Source organism: Micromonospora antibiotica, assembly GCF_017599305.1.
Classification (GTDB): domain Bacteria; phylum Actinomycetota; class Actinomycetes; order Mycobacteriales; family Micromonosporaceae; genus Micromonospora; species Micromonospora antibiotica.
Genome location: NZ_JAGFWR010000024.1, coordinates 1 through 16520, shown reverse-complemented (window position 1 = coordinate 16520; position 16520 = coordinate 1). Strand labels below are relative to the sequence as shown.

At 69.6% G+C, this 16520-nt stretch carries 15 protein-coding genes; 12 read left to right on the top strand and 3 right to left on the bottom strand.

The genetic code is table 11. The features are described 5' to 3' along the window. Positions 1-156: 156 nt before the first annotated feature. The 3 genes from JQN83_RS26850 to JQN83_RS26840 all read right to left on the bottom strand — a co-directional run bounded on the left by JQN83_RS26850 (position 157) and on the right by JQN83_RS26840 (position 3091). Positions 157-849: a hypothetical protein gene (locus tag JQN83_RS26850; protein ID WP_244253303.1), complete on the bottom strand. Its 693-nt coding sequence runs from the start codon at positions 847-849 to the stop codon at positions 157-159. A 158-nt stretch (positions 850-1007) separates the two neighbouring features. Beyond that, positions 1008-1949, bottom strand: coding sequence for an inositol monophosphatase family protein (locus JQN83_RS26845; protein WP_208569943.1), 942 nt, complete (start codon positions 1947-1949; stop codon positions 1008-1010). A gap of 14 nt (positions 1950-1963) precedes the next feature. Continuing rightward, entirely contained in the window at positions 1964-3091 is a 1128-nt protein-coding gene (locus tag JQN83_RS26840) for a hypothetical protein (RefSeq protein WP_208569942.1), read from the bottom strand. A 336-nt stretch (positions 3092-3427) separates the two neighbouring features. Between JQN83_RS26840 and JQN83_RS26835 the strand changes: the two genes are divergently transcribed. The 12 genes from JQN83_RS26835 (at position 3428) to JQN83_RS26780 (ending at position 16484) form a co-directional block, all read left to right on the top strand. After that, positions 3428-5707 (top strand): sensor histidine kinase, encoded by a 2280-nt coding sequence (locus JQN83_RS26835; protein ID WP_208569941.1) that lies wholly within the window; start codon positions 3428-3430, stop codon positions 5705-5707. After that, a complete protein-coding gene (locus tag JQN83_RS26830; protein ID WP_208569940.1) occupies positions 5707-6111 on the top strand; it encodes a roadblock/LC7 domain-containing protein in 405 nt (134 codons plus the stop codon). Before JQN83_RS26835 ends, JQN83_RS26830 begins: the two co-directional genes overlap by 1 nt. Then, positions 6108-6713, top strand: coding sequence for a GTP-binding protein (locus JQN83_RS26825; protein ID WP_208569939.1), 606 nt, complete (start codon positions 6108-6110; stop codon positions 6711-6713). The genes JQN83_RS26830 and JQN83_RS26825 overlap by 4 nt, the downstream gene beginning before the upstream one ends. Further along, positions 6710-7924: an ABC transporter substrate-binding protein gene (locus tag JQN83_RS26820; RefSeq protein ID WP_208569938.1), complete on the top strand. Its 1215-nt coding sequence runs from the start codon at positions 6710-6712 to the stop codon at positions 7922-7924. The genes JQN83_RS26825 and JQN83_RS26820 overlap by 4 nt, the downstream gene beginning before the upstream one ends. Before the next feature lie 14 nt (positions 7925-7938). Beyond that, the gene (locus JQN83_RS26815; protein ID WP_244253302.1) at positions 7939-8799 is read left to right on the top strand and encodes a branched-chain amino acid ABC transporter permease; all 861 of its coding nucleotides are present in this window, start codon (positions 7939-7941) and stop codon (positions 8797-8799) included. Further along, positions 8796-9824 carry a branched-chain amino acid ABC transporter permease gene (locus JQN83_RS26810; protein WP_208569936.1) on the top strand — a complete coding sequence of 343 codons (1029 nt, stop codon included), beginning with the start codon at positions 8796-8798 and terminating at the stop codon, positions 9822-9824. Before JQN83_RS26815 ends, JQN83_RS26810 begins: the two co-directional genes overlap by 4 nt. Beyond that, the gene (locus JQN83_RS26805; RefSeq protein ID WP_208569935.1) at positions 9821-10621 is read left to right on the top strand and encodes an ABC transporter ATP-binding protein; all 801 of its coding nucleotides are present in this window, start codon (positions 9821-9823) and stop codon (positions 10619-10621) included. The genes JQN83_RS26810 and JQN83_RS26805 overlap by 4 nt, the downstream gene beginning before the upstream one ends. Then, positions 10605-11315 carry an ABC transporter ATP-binding protein gene (locus JQN83_RS26800; protein WP_208569934.1) on the top strand — a complete coding sequence of 237 codons (711 nt, stop codon included), beginning with the start codon at positions 10605-10607 and terminating at the stop codon, positions 11313-11315. The genes JQN83_RS26805 and JQN83_RS26800 overlap by 17 nt, the downstream gene beginning before the upstream one ends. A 155-nt stretch (positions 11316-11470) precedes the next feature. Beyond that, positions 11471-12274, top strand: a complete 804-nt coding sequence (locus tag JQN83_RS26795) for a class I SAM-dependent methyltransferase (RefSeq protein WP_208569933.1) — start codon at positions 11471-11473, stop codon at positions 12272-12274. Between the two features lie 135 nt (positions 12275-12409). After that, positions 12410-13495, top strand: a complete 1086-nt coding sequence (locus JQN83_RS26790; protein ID WP_208569932.1) for a hypothetical protein — start codon at positions 12410-12412, stop codon at positions 13493-13495. Positions 13496-13698: 203 nt separating this feature from the next. Beyond that, entirely contained in the window at positions 13699-14799 is a 1101-nt protein-coding gene (locus JQN83_RS26785) for a transposase (protein WP_208569931.1), read from the top strand. Positions 14800-14825: 26 nt separating this feature from the next. Beyond that, positions 14826-16484 carry a DEAD/DEAH box helicase gene (locus JQN83_RS26780; protein ID WP_208569930.1) on the top strand — a complete coding sequence of 553 codons (1659 nt, stop codon included), beginning with the start codon at positions 14826-14828 and terminating at the stop codon, positions 16482-16484. Positions 16485-16520: the final 36 nt, after the last annotated feature.

The following is a 16520-nucleotide window of genomic DNA, read 5'->3' as shown; positions in this document are numbered from 1 at the left end:
CTATCACTCGACTCGCGAAGACTCGACTGTCGAAGGGTTCACCCCTCACGTCTGACCCCTCCGCTCCCTCCGCATCGCGACCTGGCGTCGCTCGACCAAGTCTATAGACGGGGTGCGACATAACCCCTGCGGCAGGGTCTCCCAAAGACCGATAGGTCAGGCTGCTGCGTCATCAAGCGGAGATCCCGCCGGCCCAAGCTCAGATGGCCCCTGCTCCTGCGGGCCGAACTTCCACCGCCAGTCGAGGCGGTGACGGCCGAAGGTGCGGCGTTCGCCCTTGAACCCGGCGTGTAGGAGTTTGATGTCGGCGGCGAGGCGGATGATCTCCCGCTTGACCGGGATGTCGTCGCCCAGGTCCTGCCGCGCCTGCACCGCTTGGTCACCGATGCGCCCGCGCAGCACGGCGGGGCTCCCGGCGCCGGCGGCACGTTGCTCGTGCTCGGCGATCTGCGCGAGGAGGCCTTTCTCGGCGCGGGCGTAGGCGATCGCGGTGACCTCGCCCTCCTCACCGAGCTTGCGCCAGTCCTCCAACTCGCCACGCAGCCGTTGCGCCTCTGCGCGGGCGTGGGCGACTTCGTCGTCGGTGGCGCTGGCGGCGGTGAGGAAGTCGTACACCTTGGGGCGCGACAGCCACACCACCATCATGCGCTGCACGTACTCGTCGAGGAACTCAGCCTTCAGGGCAGCGCACCGCTTGCGCAGGCAGGAGTACACCTGCCCGGTCCAGCCGTGTCGGTTCACCTTCTGCGACGACAGCGGCCCGTCGCAGACTCCGCAGCGCACCAGGTACGGCAGCAGATGCACCGCGCGGGCAGGACGGGTCGTGGTCCGCGACAGATCGCCCAGCATCCGCACCACTGACCGGTACGTCTCCTCTCTTCAATTCCCGTCACCCCGGCCGTCTGTCTACCCGGCATCTCGTCTACCCAACTGGCAGGCCAGACAATTCCTTTTTCTAGGCTGCGACCTAGATATAGACAGTTCCCTACCCGGATCGAAGTCAATTATCATCTGCGCGGATGCGTGTCGAGATGACGCAACACCTCGTGCGCCAGTTCATAACTTCCGGCGGCGATGAACTGCTGCCTTCGATCCATCGCCTTGGCGATGTCCGGCAGAGATTGCAAGTGGTAGTCGAGGGAAACCGGCTGACCGTCAAGGTCAATGACAGCTCCGCCTGCGGCATGGAGAATGTAGTGACCCGGCGCCAAATCCCAAATGGCAAAGCCCTTCGCGAACTCCAACACACCCTCAGTGAAACCTGCGGCTACATGACACAGGCTCACAGAGCCAAAGTCGACCCCGATCCTTCCGCGACTCTTGCCATGCTTGTCTGGCTCATCAAGGGCGCTCATCAGCCGCTCTTGGGAAGCCAAGGGAACCAGTCGCTCACCCGGCTTCATCAGAAAGTTGGTGAGAAGCGACTCCGATAGGCGTTTGTGCGGCCGTTGCCTAAGCGGACGAGACTGGCCATCGGCGGTGAAGGCGTAGGCCCAGTCCTTGCCGTCTTCGTGCCGTGCCGCCACATAGAGCCGAACATGGTGGTAAATGTCGCCCACCACCGAAACGATTGGACGAGCGAGTGCTCGCGAATAGATCATGACGTGCGTATACCCAAGCAGTCCACGTACTGCTAGTTCACTGGTATCGAGTGGGTCAACGAGCACGCAGAGATCCGGGTCTTCTTCCGATCCGATAACCTGCGGTTCATCCTCCTCTGAGGCATAAACGAAAGAGTCGAGGTGACGACTCATCAATTCGCGGTAGCGCTCATGCATCCACATGTCGTGAACCGACAAAAAATTGTCGGAGTGTCGGAGGTTCTCACTTTCACCTACTTTGCCCGAGAAGGCGGCTTGCATGAGCTTGGGACGGATTTCGAGCATGAGGGTGTCAACTACTTCCGCCGTCTTACCAGCAAGCTCGGGCAAACGATTCGCGTCATTCATTGCACCTCCGAGTGCTACCGTAGTTCGAGGGGCGGTTCGATACCAGGTGGACCCATTGTCGCAGCCATGAATACTGCCGAGAAGTCTGCGGCACGCATAATTTGGGCTCCGGTCAGATCATCGAAGCTGCCGACTTCTAGGTCCACTTCTTTGGTCATTGCTCCAAAGACGGCGAAATAAAGGAGGGCTTGAGGGTATCTACGCCGGATTTCGCTAGCGAGGAAGCCGACGACGTCCGCCTGCTTGACCTCGAAGTCGCAGATGAGGATCGAGGGGGCCCCGCCGACCTCTGGGTAGAAGGAAGTCGGCGCGAGTGTGACGCTGTCTCTTACCTTGTTGCAGCGGAGGTACCCGATAGCACACCGGGAGAACTGGGCGGACGCCAAGAATGTGGCCATAGTAAGACCAGCCTCGTTTACACCGAAGCAGATATCGATATCAAGACGCCAGCCCATATTTTTGATCTGACGAATCAAGCGCTCGATTCCAAAGCCAAAGGTTTCCCAGCTGAGATGGAGCAGATTTCCTGGCCGAGAATTAGGCAGCGAGAAAACGCATATCTCGGGATTTGCGTAACCAATCGTCGGCACCGTCAGATTAAAGTCCGGCCCTACTTTGAGTTGATCGGCGTCTTGTTGATCCGACATCCCGATCGAGCTGAGGAAAGCTCGGTTCGAGCGAGGACCCGGCTTACCTGACCATCTTCTGAGCGAGAGTTGATCTTCTGCGGGTAGTCGCTCATATGCCTCCGCGACTAAATCACCTGGTGACACGTCTTCGACTGTGACTCCGAGCGGCCCTCGCCCGTAGGCTTCAGCAAGGATGAGCAGGCTGGAGAATGGTGGCGGCGAACCTGCTCCTCGACTACGCGCCCAGGTTTCCCATGCGTTGATGGTGGTTCCCCCGAGGCTGGTCTGATGCTCGGTCACCTCGTTATATCGCATGGCTGCCTGGTCCTGCGAGAGTCCCGCTGCATAACGGAACGCCTGAATGCTGGGGACGTCCGGATTCCGGCTGATCAACTCGGCTGCCACAGCCTTGACTGATGCCAACTGCCGCCACAGCTGCTTGCCCTGCCGAGCCAACTCCCGGCCCCGCGCCTGCGGACTCATGCTCTGGCCAGCGGATGTTGAGATGCCCATGATGCCCCCTCGGCAGGTCGGGCGCCAGACGCTGTGATGGACGGCGATCGGAACACCATACCCATCCGAATGGGCATCGGTGACACCGCGACACGTTTTGCCTGTTCAAGCCTGCCCACCGGCCCGGCCATCTACGGCCGTGATGGCAGGTGCGTCCTCATGGCCCATCCGGGCAGTCTTCTCTTGGAAGCGACGCCTGCGGTATCTGCTCGGGCGCTCAAGGTCGGTGTACGTGTCTGGCGCGCTGGGGTCAGAGCGGTCGCCGGCTCCCGTGAATGTGCCCCTGATTCGACTGAAGGTGAAAGCGCTTCGCAAAGACGATTGGAGTGAACTGCTGTGCCTGTTGTCAGGCGGCTTGCGTTGTTGTTGGTGGTGCCGCTGGTGGCGACCGTGCTGTTTGCGGCGTGGGGGGTGGCGTCGACGGGGCAGCGGGCGCGTGCTGCTGATCGGCTTCAGGCGTTGGTGGCGGTGTCGGCCGTGTCGGGCGAGGTGGTCGACGAGTTGAGCCGGGAGCGGCTGGTCGCGGCGCAGTTCCTGACGAGTTCGTCCGCGAGCGTCGACCCGTTGTTGGCGCAGGTGGCCCGGACCGATCGGATCATCGCCGACTACCGGCAGCGGCGCGGCCGGTTCGGTGCCGTGGATGTCGAGGCGGGCCGGTTGTTCGCGGCCTTCGATGGGCAGCTCGGGCAGTTGTCGGCGTTGCGGGATCAGGTGCGGGGTCGGTCGGTGTCGTTGTCGACGGTGTTGGTGCGTTACCGGGTGGCGGTGTCGCAGGGGTTGGCCGTACGGGAGGCCGTGGGGCAGGTCGGTGGCGCGGACGCGGAGATCGCGGGGCAGCTTCGGGTGGCGGCGGCGTTGTCGCGGGCGTCGGAGTACGCGGGTGTCCAGCAGACGGCGGTGCTGGCCGGTGGTGGTGTGGTGTTGACCCAGGCGGCCCAGCGGGAGCTTGCCGCCGCCCGTGCTGGTTACGAGGAAGCGCTGCTGACGGTTGCCAACGGATCGTCGGGGCGGTGGCGGTCGTGGTTGGACCAGGCGTTGACCGGGCCGGGCGTGCTCACCGCCCAGCGCTTCGACGACGAGGTTTCCCGGGCGCGGGTGGGGTCGCGGTTGCGGGTCGACGCCGCCGACTGGGTGCAGGCCACCGGGGAGCTGCGCGACCGGCTGCACGGTGTGCAGACCCGGGTGGATGCCGACATCGCCGCCGAGGTGTCCCGGCGGCGGGCCGCGCAGTGGACGACGACGGCGGTGCTGACCGGGGCCGCGCTGGCGTTGGTGGCCGTCGCGGGGGTGTTGACGCTGTGGCAGGGGCGGGCGTTGGCGCGGCGGTTGCGGCGGGTCCGCGACGCGGTGACCCGGGTGGCGTCGCGGGACCTGCCCGACCTGGTGCGGCGGATCTCCGCCACCGATCCGGGTGACCCGTCGGCGATGCCGGCGGCCCCGCCCGCGCTCGCCCCGACCGGTCGTAGCCGGGACGAGATCGACGAGGTCACCGCCGCGTTCGACGCCCTGGCCCTGACCGTGTACGAGACGGCCGCCGATCTGGCGCGGCAGCGGTTGGTCGCTGCGGGTGCGGTGGAGGCGGTGGGTCGGCGGTGTCAGGGAATGGCGCACCTGCTGATGCGGGAGTTGGACCGGGCGGAACGCGACGAGGCCGATGAGAAGACGTTGGCGACGTTGTTCGCGGTGGACAACCTCGCCGCGCAGTTGCTGCACGCGACGCAGAGTCTGCTGGTGTTGTCGGGTCGCGCCCTCGGCTCGGTGCACCCGGAGCCGGTGGCGTTGGTGACGGTGGCGCAGGCGGCGTTGAGCCGCATCCGGGAGTACCGGCGGGTGGTGGTGGGGTCGGTCGACGGGCGGGTGTCGGTGCCACCGGCGTTGATCGACGACCTGGTGCACCTGCTGGCCTCGCTGCTGGACAACGCCACCCGCTACAGCCCCGGCGAGACGGTCATCAGCGGGCATCTGCTCGGCGACCAGGTGGTCGTGCAGGTCATCGACACCGGTGCGGGCATCACCCCCGATCTGATGGCCCGGTTGAACGCGGAGCTGGCCGCGCCGGCACCGATGATCGCCGTGGAGCACATTCGCCGGCAGGGCGTGGCGACGGTGGCGATGTTGGCCGCCGTTCACGGGCTGCGGGTGCGGCTGGTGGCGGGCCAACCGCAGGGGACGGTCGCGGTGGTGGAGATCCCCGTCAGCGCGGTCCTGATCGCCGCACCACCGCCACCGGTGGTGCCGGCGTTGCCGGCCCGCCGCCCGCACAGCCACGCCGTGGACGCCCCGACGCAGGCGCTGCCGCTGATCCCGGCCCCCCGCCCGCCCCTGGATCGGCAGTCGACCCCCGTCTACGAGGCGACGACCCGGCAGTCACCCGTCTCACCGTGGTTCGTCGAGGGCGCCACCGTCCATCTCCCGCCCGCCGGGCCGACTCCCTACGGCGGTGCCGCGACGACCGTGAACGGCCTGCCCAAGCGGCAGCCGATGCGCACCCCCTACGCCCCGCCCCCCGTGTCCGCCAGGCCGCCCAGTCGCCGCCCCGACGGATTGGCGGGCACCGCGCGGGCCTACCAGCGGGGCCTGGGCCACCGATTTCCCCAGCCGAAGGAAGGCCAGTAATGAGTAGCGATCTGAGTTATCTGCTGTCGAACAACCTGACCCGGGTGCCCGGCGTCAGCCAGGCCGTCGCGGTGTCCGTCGACGGGTTGTTGCTGGCCCGCACCGAAGGGCTCAACCGGGCCGCCGCGGAACGACTCGCGGCGGTGGCCGCCGGGCTGCGCAGCCTGCTCAACGGAGCGGCCCGGGACTTCGGCGCGGGCGGGGTGCAGGGCACCATCGTCGACCTGGCCAGCGGCTACCTGCTGTTGACCGCGCTCAGCGGCGGGGCGTCACTGCTGACCCTGGTCACCCGCGAGGCGGACCTGGCGTTCGTGACCGAGGAACTGCACCGCTTCGCCGACCAGGTCGGCGACCAGCTCACCCCCGGCTTCCACACCACCCTGGTCGGGGCAGGGCACCGATGACACCCACACCCACCCTCCCCCGCCCTGCCCCTGCGGCGGCACCGCCGCAGGGGGTGAAGATCGTGCTGACCGGCCCGTTCGGGGTGGGCAAGACGACGCTGGTCGGCGCGGTGTCCGACATCGCCCCGGTCACCACCGAGGTCCCCATGTCGGCAGCCGCCGCCGAGGACGTCTCCCACACCCCGGCCAAGACCACCACGACAGTGGCGATGGACTTCGGCCGCCTCGACGTCAACGGGGTGACCGTCTACGTCTACGGCACCCCAGGCCAGGAACGGTTCTGGTTCATGTGGGACGCCATCGTCCGGGGCGCCGCCGGGTCGGTGGTCCTGGTCGACACCCGCCGGCTGGCCGACTCGTTCCGCCACCTCGACTACGTCGAACACGCCCGGCTGCCGTTCGTGGTGGCCGTCAACGACTTCACCGACGCCGACACCTACCCGCTCTCGGCCATCCGCGACGCCCTGACCCTCGGGCCGGACGTGCCGATCGTCGACATCGACGCCCGGGACCGCGACAGCGTCCGCCGGCTGCTCATCACCCTCATCGAACACGTCCTCACCCACACCCGGCCCGTCCTTTCTGAAGGAGCACCACGATGACCCGACTCTGTTGTCGGCTTCGACGCGGACTCGTCTCGGCGACCGCCGCCGCCGCTCTGCTGACCGCCACCGCCTGTGCCAGCACCCCTGCCGACCCCGACGCCGTCCGTATTGGACTGCTGGTGTCGCTGTCCGGCACCTACGCCACCGTCGGGCAGGACATGCAGGCCGGCTTCCGCCTCTACCTCGACTCCCACGGCGGCCAGCTCGGCGGCCGGAAGATCGACCTGGTGGTGGGCGACGAGGGTGACGGCCCGGCCACCGCCGTCCCGGCCGCGCAGAAACTCCTCGAACGCGACCGGGTGCTCGCCCTGACCGGCCTCGTCGGTGGGGCGACCGTCGACAAGGTGCAGGTTCTCACCACCGCCCGGAAGATCCCCCTGCTCGGCGCGAACGCCCGCCCCGCCTTCACCTCCGAGGGCGGCAAGCCCCGCGACCTCACCTACACCTGGCACACCTCCTACAACTCCGACGAGCCGGGCATCGCCATCGCCGACCATGTCAAGGCGCAGGTCGGCGACGGTGCCGTCTACGCGATCGGCCCCGACTACCAGGGCGGCTGGGACGAGCTGCGCGGCTTCACCGACACGTTCACCCGCCTCGGTGGGAAACTCGCCAACCCCGACGGGAAGGCACTGTTCACACCGTTCCCAGCCACGGAGAACTTCCTGCCCTACCTCAACAAGGCCGCCGCAACGAACCCGGAAGCCGTCTACACCTTCTACGCCGGGGCGGCGGCGGTGGCGTTCGTCAAGCAGTACGCCCAGTCCGACCTCAAGGACGTGCCGCTCTACGCCGCCGGGTTCCTCACCGAAGGATCGGTCCTCACCGCCCAGGGCCCAGCCGCCACCGGCATCCGCAACGTCCTCAACTACAGCCCCACCCTCTCCAACGCCGCCAACCAGGCGTTCATCGCCGCCTGGTCCGCCGCCGGCAACTCCAACCCACCGACCACCTTCGCGATGGCCTCCTACGACGCCGCCGCCGTCCTCGACCGCGCCCTCGCCGCAGTCGCCGGGAACGTGACCGGCCCGAAACTCAACGAGGCGATCGGGAAGGTCGGACGAGTCACCAGCCCACGCGGGGACTGGCAGTTCGAACCGACCGAACACCGACCGGTGCAGCGCTGGTACCTGCGCGAGGTCCGCGCCGACGGCCCGGTGCTGTCCAACGTGCTCGTGCAGGACCTCACCACCCTGCCCGCCACCTGAGGGCAATGGTTCGCATGGACACCTACCTGATCCCCGGCCTCGACGGCATCGCCTACGGGCTGCTCCTGGCCATCGCCGCCGCCGGCCTCACCCTCGCCTTCGGCGCAGGCGGCGTACTCAACCTCGCCCACGGCACCCTCATCGCCGCCGGCGGCTACGTCGCCGCCACCACCAGCACCGGCACCTGGCCCAGCCTCGCCGCCGCCGTCACCGCCGCCACGGCCCTCGGCGCGGCCGGCGGCGGTGTGCTCGCCGCCGCCACCGCCCGGCTGCGCGGCCGAGGCCACCTCGACCAGGCGCTGCTCACCTTCGGCATCGCCCTCATCGGCGCAGACCTACTCACCACCGTCTTCGGCGCGGACATCCGACGCCCCCGACTACCCGCCGCCCTGGACACCACCCTGACCATCGCCGGCCACCCCTACCCCGCCGACCGACTCGCGGCCCTCACCGCCGCCGTCATCATCACCACCATCGGGTACGCGGTGCTGCACCGCACCCGCGCCGGACGGCTCATCCGCGCCACCGTCGACGACCGGCACATGGTCGCCGGCATCGGCGTCGACCCCCGCACCGTCGACACCACCGTCCTGATCGCCTCCGGTGCCCTCGCCGGCCTCGCCGGCGCCCTGTGCACGCCGATCCTCGGCGTCGGACCCGCCACCGCACCGACGACACTGCTGCTGTCCCTGGTCATCGTCGTCTGCGGCGGCCTCGGCTCAGTCCCCGGCGCGATGGTCGCCGCGACCGGCGTCGGCCTGATCCAGACCATCGGCGTGATCACCATCCCCGCGCTCGCCCCGTACCTGCTGCTCGGCGCGATGGCCCTGCTCCTGCTCACCCGCCGCCGGCCCCTACCCGGGATGTCCGGATGACCGCCCGCCTCCCGCTCCCCCACAGCTGGGACGACCTGCGGCGATGGGTGCCCTGGCTGCTCCCCCTCGGCGCGGCCACCACCCTCGCCGCGGCGTCGGACGGCTACTGGCCCGCCACCGTCGCCCGGATGCTGCCCCTGGCCCTGCTCGCGGTCAGCGTCGCCACCGTCACCAGCGCGGCCGGGCTGCCCACCCTCGGGCAGGTCGCCCCCTACGCCGCCGGCGCCTACACCACCGCCCGCCTCGCCCTGGCCGGCCACACCCTCGCCCCCGTGCAGCTCGTCGCCGCCGCGCTGGTCGGCGCGGTCACCGCCGGCCTGCTCGGCATGCTGCTGGTCCGGCACCGCACCACCGTGGTGTTGATGCTCAGCCTCGCCGTAGCAGAACTGACCACGATCACCGCCGCACGGTGGCGCACGGTCAGCGGCGGCACCGACGGTCTCGCCGGCATCCCCGCTCCCCGCCTGCTGCCCGGCACACCAGCGTTGACCGGCGACCGACCCATGCTGCTCTACGCCACCGCGGTCACCGTCGCCGCTACCGCCGCCACGATGCAGGTGCTGTACCGACACCACCTGCTCCTCACCGCCGTACGCGGCAACGAATCCCGGGCCGCCGCCAGCGGACACCCCGTCACCACCTACCTGTGGCTCGTGCACACCGGCGCGGGGGCCATCGCCGGAACCGCCGGGGCGCTCCTCATCCACACCCACCGGTGGATCACCCCCGCCGACGTCGGCTTCGACACCGCCGCCCTGGCCCTGCTCGCCGCCGTCATCGGCGGCGCGCACTCCCCGCCCGGAGCCGCCGTCGCTGCGGTGCTCGTCCTCGGCGTGCGGGACGTGGCCGCCGCCGACTGGCCCGGCCACGCCCCGCTCCTCCTCGGTGCCCTGTTCGTCGCCGCGGTCTACCTGCTCCCCGGTGGCCTGACCGCCGTCCCCACCCGCCTCCGCACCGAGATCCGACGGGTCCGGGCGACCCGGCGACCCGAACCGCTGCCCGCTGTCTCCCGGAGAACCCCGTGACCACTCAACACGTCGACGCCGTCGACCACATCCCCTCCCGCCGCGACCCCGCCGACATCCAACGCGCCCACGACACCGGTCTGGTCGCCACCGGCCTGTACCACGCCTACCAGCGGCTGACCGTCCTCGACCTCGACTCCTTCGCCATCGCACCAGGCGACCGGCACGCGGTCATCGGCCCCAACGGCGCCGGCAAGTCCACCCTGCTCCACCTCCTCGCCGGCAGCACCCGGGCACAGACCGGCACCATCACCTACCAGGGGCAGACCATCACCCGCCGGGGCACCGCCTGGCGGGCACGCGCCGGCATCGGCCGTACCTTCCAACACCCCACCGTCTACCCCGGCCTGACCGTCCTGGACTGCGTACGGATGGGCGGCTGGCACCACCGCCACCACCCGGATCGCAAACCTCTGGAGCTGCTGGAGCTGGTCGGCCTCACCAACCGGGCCGACGATCCGGCCGCCACCCTGCCGCACGGACACCGTCGGATGCTCGACCTCGCCGTCGCCCTCGCCGGACAACCCCGGGTGCTGCTCCTCGACGAACCCGCCGGCGGACTCACCGACACCGATCTCACCCGACTCCTCGACATCCTCGGCACCCTGCCCGGATGGATGGCGGTGATCCTCGTCGAACACCACATGGACGTCGTCGCCGCCCTCGCCGACTGGATCACCGTGCTGCACCACGGCCGCCGGTACTTCGACGGACCCGCAGACCACGTCCGCGCCGACCCCACCGTGCGCGCCCTCTACCTCGGCACCACGCAGGCCGGTCATGCTGCACGTCCGTGACCTGACCGCCGGCCACCGCTCGGACACCCCGGTCGTCCGGTCGGTGTCTTTCCACCTGCCCACCCCCGGCGTGTACGCGATCGTCGGCCCCAACGGCGCCGGGAAGACCGCCCTGCTGCACACCCTCGCCGGGCACCTCCGCGCCACCACCGGGCAGATCGTGCTCGACGGACGGGACCTCACCGGACTACTCCCCCACCACCTCGCCCGCGCCGGCGTCGCACTCGCCCCACAGGGACGCCGGCTGTGGCCGTCATTGACCGTCCGCGACCACCTCACCGTCACCCGACCCACCACCGGCGGCGGCTTCAGCGTCGACGACCTGTTCGACCTGTTCCCGCCGCTGGCCGCTCGACGGCGGCACCACGGCCATCAACTCTCCGGTGGCGAACAGCAGATGCTCACGATCGCCCGCGCCCTCCGCACCAACCCGCGGTTGCTGCTGGCCGACGAACCCACCGAAGGGCTCTCCCCCCACATCGCCGGCCAGGTCACCGCCGTACTCCGGGATCTACCCGACCGGGGCGTCACCGTGCTCGTCACCCTCCCGCACACCCACGCCGCCACCGCACTCGCCGACCGCGTGTACGTCCTGGCCGCCGGCCGGCTCAGCGACCCGCTCGACCCCCACGACGGGCAGGCCGACCTGAAGCTCCGTCACCACCTCACCCTCACCGCCAACCACCCGGAGTAGGCAACATGCCCGCCCATCCCCAGCTCGTCGTGCTCACGCCGACCACCCCCGGCGGGAACAACACCAAGCCGGCGACCACCCGCCCGGCACCGCCCCGCAACCGGTAGATGGTCCCCACCACGCCACCCCGCCCTGATCACGGAAGCGAGCCCACCATGACCACCACCAGCCAGCGCTACCAGTTCCGCAACAGCCCCCACCAGCTCCACCCCCTCCAGGACGTCCTCGACCCGCACACCATCCGAGGGTTGGCCCGGGTCGGGGTAAAACCCGGTATGCGGGCCCTCGACCTCGGTGCCGGCGCCGGCTCCATCACCCGCCACCTCGCCGGCCTCGTCGGACCCGACGGCAACGTCACCGCCGTCGACCTCGACACCCAACTCCTGAACCCCACCAGCGTGGTCGACGTCTACCAGCGCGACCTGCGCAGCCAGCCCATCCCCACCACCCCCGGCGGCTATGACGTCATCAACGCCCGCTGCCTGCTCGAACACCTACCGAACCGGGTCGACCTGCTCCGGCAGATGATCGACCTGCTGCGCCCCGGCGGATGGCTGGTCCTGGGAGAGATCACCTACTCCCAGATCATGGTTCACCGTGCCCCCGCCGAACCCGACGCAAGCCTGATCACCAGGGCCGTCCACGGCATCCTCGACACCCTCGCCGACCGCAGCGTCGACCTGCACTGGGGCGAGAACACCCCCGCGCTGCTGCTCGCCGCCGGCATGAACCACGTCCAGGCCCACAGCGTCACCGAAACCTGGACCGGCGGCGGGCCGGGCTGCGCCCTCTACGCCAACAACGCCCACCAGCTCCACGACCAGCTCATCGACACCGGCCTCACCGTCACGGACCTCGCCCGGTTCACCGAGCTGATGGCCGACCCGTACGTCGTGGTTTCCAGCTACCAGTTCGCCTCCGTGCACGCCCAGAAACCCGGGCCCACCCCACCACTCTGAGCCTCCTCATCTGACCGGCCCAGTGGTTGGTGCCTGTCACCACCACACCAAGCGAGGTCAGGCGTCTCTCTGACGCCGTTCCACGACCGCCTCATCCCCCTTCCGCCCACACGTGCCACGGCCCTTGGACAACCCATGACCCTCATCCCTACCGCTTCTACGGTCTGGTTCCTCACCCGCGAGACCAACTGCCCCGGCTCACCGCCCGCCCTGGACAAGGAAACCCCACAACAGCGCTCATCCACCCTCACCGTCCGCTACTCCCCGAGGTCCACGGTTGACACGACACGGGCGACGATGACCCGAACCCGCACCGGCACAACGCTGCTCGCCGCAGCGCTTCTCCTCGCGGCCTGCGCCGGACCGTCCTCCGACGAGAACCCCGGCCCTCCGCCGCCGACATCGTCTCCGAGTAGCGCGCCGCCGGTGCCGGCCGGACCGGTCCTGACCCGCCTGGCCGCCACCCTCACCGATGCGCCCGCCGACACCACCCGTGGTGGTTACCAGTACGTCGAGCGCCGCACCTGGTATCGGAAGCTCATCGGTCCGCCCGGCCCCACCGGGTGGCCCGAACGGGTCCGCGTTGACCAGCTGTGGCGCACCGACGATGCCGCCAAGGGCCGGCTCGTCAGCGTGCACCTCGAAACCCGCGGCTGCATCCCCGACGACGGCGGAAGCGGCAGCTGGGCTGGCCGGACCGGGGACCGGTTCGACCAACCCCCACCGAGACAACCCGACGCCCTGCGCACCCACCTGCTCATCGCGGGCGGTCCTGGGGAAAGCCGTCCGCAGGACATCGTCGGCGGGGTCGCGATGCTCTACGAACGCCATGCGCTCACCCGTCCGGTCCGGGCCGCGGTCCTGCGGCTCCTCGCGCAGCAGCCCGGTCTCCTGGCACAGGCCGGCGTCACCGACCGCGTCCAACGGCCCGGCATGGACCTCATCCTCCCGTACACCGACCGCTCCGGTGTGCCGCGAAGCGACATCCTCACCATCGACGCACGCAGCGGGGTCCTGCTCGCCGCCCGCAGCGCTATTACCGGCCCCATCCCGCCCCTGGATCCGCGCCTGGGACCCCACTTCCCGGCGCTGATCGTCGCCGAGGCGGCCAGCTACCGGCTCTACGTCGACAGCCGCCGCACCCCGAACGCCCACACACCGGCAGCTGGCTGCCAGCAGCCCACCCTCCGGCCGACGCAGAGCAACACCTCGCCGCGGTGAGCGGTAACAAACGCCACGCGGATCCTCAGCCGCTGGCGACTCCTCGCATCCCCGACGGACCGCCGTACGCCTCTGACCATCACCTCGTCACCGTCGAGATCGACATCTGAGGCGCCGCAACCCATCCGACCGCCCAGACGATTGCTCTGGCGGGCCAACATCTCATCGCCCCCGATCCCCAGCCTGTCGAGGACCAACCTCCTGTGGCCAAGCCCCGCAAGTACACCTCCGACGTCATCGCCGACGCAGTACGCCAGGTTGAGGCTGCCCGCGCGACGGGACGACGCGGCCCGATCAGCACCGTCGCCCGGGAACTCCAGCTCGACCGTCGACTACTCCAGACTTGGGTGACCAAAGCCCGCGCCCGAGCAACCACCGCAGTACCGCGTGCCGATGTCGGCGATGACCTGGTTGTGCTGCCGGACGGCCTGCTCCACTGCCTGTTCTGCCAGCAGCCCATGACCGCAGCCTTCACTGCCGTCGGGCTCGTCTACGACTGTCCGCCACCGTGCCGCCGTCCCCCGCTGAACGCAGTGGCCGTCGCCGAGGCCGTCGGGCAAGTGGTGCTGCAGCACGCCGCCCGTCTCGTGCCCGCCCTCACTCACCCCAAGCGCGCGGTTATCGCCGCTGTACACGCCCACCGGCTCATCGCCCGGATCACCGCCGGCGGGCATCCCACCGATCTGCGTATCACCTGGCCCGCCACCGCCCGACCCCGCCATGCTCTGACCGAGGAGCTTCGCCTCGCCCGCCAACTCGCCACCACCGAACCGGCGCGCGCTCACCGCCTCCTGCAGAGCATCCTCGCCGGCGTCGATCCCGCCGCTACCGCCATCAGCACCCTCCACGCCGAAGCCGCCCACCTGCTCGCCACGCTCCTGCACGGCATTGCGGCGATCCGTTGGGCGGACTACGCCCATCGCAGCCTCACCCACCTCCAGGGCCCTACCGCCCCGCCCACTCTGACCGCCGCACATACCCTCGCCACCGCCCACCGCCAAGCCGGCCATCACCAGCGGGCGTATCGCCTCTACGGGCAGCTCGCCGACCACTTGGCCGTCACCGTCGGACCCGACGCGCACCAGACCCTCGCCGTGCGGGCCACCAGCGCCCTCGTCCTGCACGACCTGGGCCATCACGACGCCGCTCGAACGCTGCTCGCCGACATCATCAGCCGTCATCGCCGTGTTCACCCCGGGCATCCCGCCACTGCCCGCATGACCGACCATCTCGACCGTCTGCGGCACCAGCAGACTGCTTCATCCCCGGCCTTGGTCGGTTCTGTCCTCGGGGGTCGGGCATGACGGGCCCGGAAGCGGTTGGGGGCCGGGTGCCATCGGAGGCGCGGCGGGAGGTTACGGGAACGGAGTCCCCGCCGACGCCCGCGTTGCCGCTGCTGCGCGGGTACCAGCGGGAAGCGGTCGATGCGATCGTGCAGGGCCAGGCCGACGGCGGACGCGGGCAGGTCCGTGCGGCGTGCGGCACCGGCAAAACGATCGTGTCCCTACACGCCGCCCGACGCATGTGCCCCGACGGTCTTGTGGTGGTGGCGTGCCCGTCCCTGCCGCTACTCGCGCAGACGTTGAAGGTGTGGGCGGCGACTGGCACCGTCACACAGGTCCTCGCGGTCTGTGGTGACGAATCGATCGTCCCCGCGGGTGGTGCCAGCGCTCTGGCATGCCCGGTCACCACCCGACCCGAAGAGATCAGCGCGTGGCTGCACGGTGTTCCTACCGGGCAACCACGCCTGATCCTGGTCACGCACGTCTCCGCCGGGCTACTCGGCGACGGCCTCACCCAGGCCGGCGCGGTCGCGGACCTGCTGATCGTGGACGAGGCACACCACACCGCCGGCTGGGGCGGGAAACACAACAACCTCCTTCACGACGACGACCGACTCCCCGCCCACCGGCGGTTGTACCTGTCAGCGACGCCTCGGGTGCTGACCAGACGCCGCCCCGGCGACGAAGATCTGCTGTCGATGGATGACTCCCGGGTGTTCGGGCCGGTCCGCTACCAGTACCCATTCGCCCGCGCCATCGCCGACGGTTGGCTCGACGACTACCGCATCCTCGTCATCGGCGTCACCTCCCACGAGGCGTTGTCGATCCTGCGGGACACCGACACCCACGCCGTCACCGACCTGCACAGCGCGCCGCTGCGGACCACCGCGATTCAGACCGCCCTCATCCGCGCCGCCACCGAGTTCGGCCTACGCCGGATCCTGGTGTTCACGTCCCGCATCGCCCAGTCCCGGGCGTTCGCCACGACCCTGCCCCGCACCCTCACCGCCACCCCCGAACATCACCGGCCCAAGGGCCAGTTGACGACGGGGCACGTCGACGGCACGCAGAACGCCGCCCAACGTGACATCCACCTGTCCCACCTCGCCCGCCCCCCGCAGGACGGGTGGACGGTCATCTGCAACGCCCGTTGCCTGTCCGAAGGCGTCGATGTTCCCGCCGTCGACGCCGTCGTGTTCACCTCACCGAAGGAGTCCGAGGTCGACGTCGCCCAAGCCGTCGGCCGGGCGCTTCGCCGCAACCCCGACGGGTCCGGCATCGCCACCGTCCTCGTCCCTGTCCTCCTACCCGACGACCCCACCGACGACCCGGGCGTCCTCGCCGAATGGGACACCCTGCTCAGGGTTTTACGGGCGTTACGCGCCCACGACGAAGACCTCGCCACTGACCTCGACGCCCAACGCAGCACCCTGTCGACCAGCAGCGGCAACGGTACGGTGCTGCCGGAACGGGTCATCATCCGGCTACCCGATGGCTACGCCACCGACGACCTGCTCCGCCACATCACCATCCGCGTCCTCGAAGGGACCACCTCCGACTGGTGGGCCGGATACGGGGCCCTCCAGGAATACGCTCGCGAACACGGCCACCTGAGGACCCCCCCCCGTTACCTTTTTGATCGTCCCCAGCCGGGGACCCTCGGTCGCCCGGCCCGGTATGACTTTCTGCCCCTGTCGTTTGCATGATCCGGGGGGTGTTGTCGCCGGGTCGGGTGGCGTCGG

Bases quoted from the DNA above. Each gene is read 5' to 3' on its own strand.
- JQN83_RS26850 (WP_244253303.1), bottom strand. From the start codon at position 849: ATGCTGGGCGATCTGTCGCGGACCACGACCCGTCCTGCCCGCGCGGTG.
- JQN83_RS26845 (WP_208569943.1), bottom strand. From the start codon at position 1,949: ATGAATGACGCGAATCGTTTGCCCGAGCTTGCTGGTAAGACGGCGGAA.
- JQN83_RS26840 (WP_208569942.1), bottom strand. From the start codon at position 3,091: ATGGGCATCTCAACATCCGCTGGCCAGAGCATGAGTCCGCAGGCGCGG.
- JQN83_RS26830 (WP_208569940.1), top strand. From the start codon at position 5,707: ATGAGTAGCGATCTGAGTTATCTGCTGTCGAACAACCTGACCCGGGTG.
- JQN83_RS26825 (WP_208569939.1), top strand. From the start codon at position 6,108: ATGACACCCACACCCACCCTCCCCCGCCCTGCCCCTGCGGCGGCACCG.
- JQN83_RS26820 (WP_208569938.1), top strand. From the start codon at position 6,710: ATGACCCGACTCTGTTGTCGGCTTCGACGCGGACTCGTCTCGGCGACC.
- JQN83_RS26815 (WP_244253302.1), top strand. From the start codon at position 7,939: ATGGACACCTACCTGATCCCCGGCCTCGACGGCATCGCCTACGGGCTG.
- JQN83_RS26810 (WP_208569936.1), top strand. From the start codon at position 8,796: ATGACCGCCCGCCTCCCGCTCCCCCACAGCTGGGACGACCTGCGGCGA.
- JQN83_RS26800 (WP_208569934.1), top strand. From the start codon at position 10,605: ATGCTGCACGTCCGTGACCTGACCGCCGGCCACCGCTCGGACACCCCG.
- JQN83_RS26795 (WP_208569933.1), top strand. From the start codon at position 11,471: ATGACCACCACCAGCCAGCGCTACCAGTTCCGCAACAGCCCCCACCAG.
- JQN83_RS26790 (WP_208569932.1), top strand. From the start codon at position 12,410: ATGACCCTCATCCCTACCGCTTCTACGGTCTGGTTCCTCACCCGCGAG.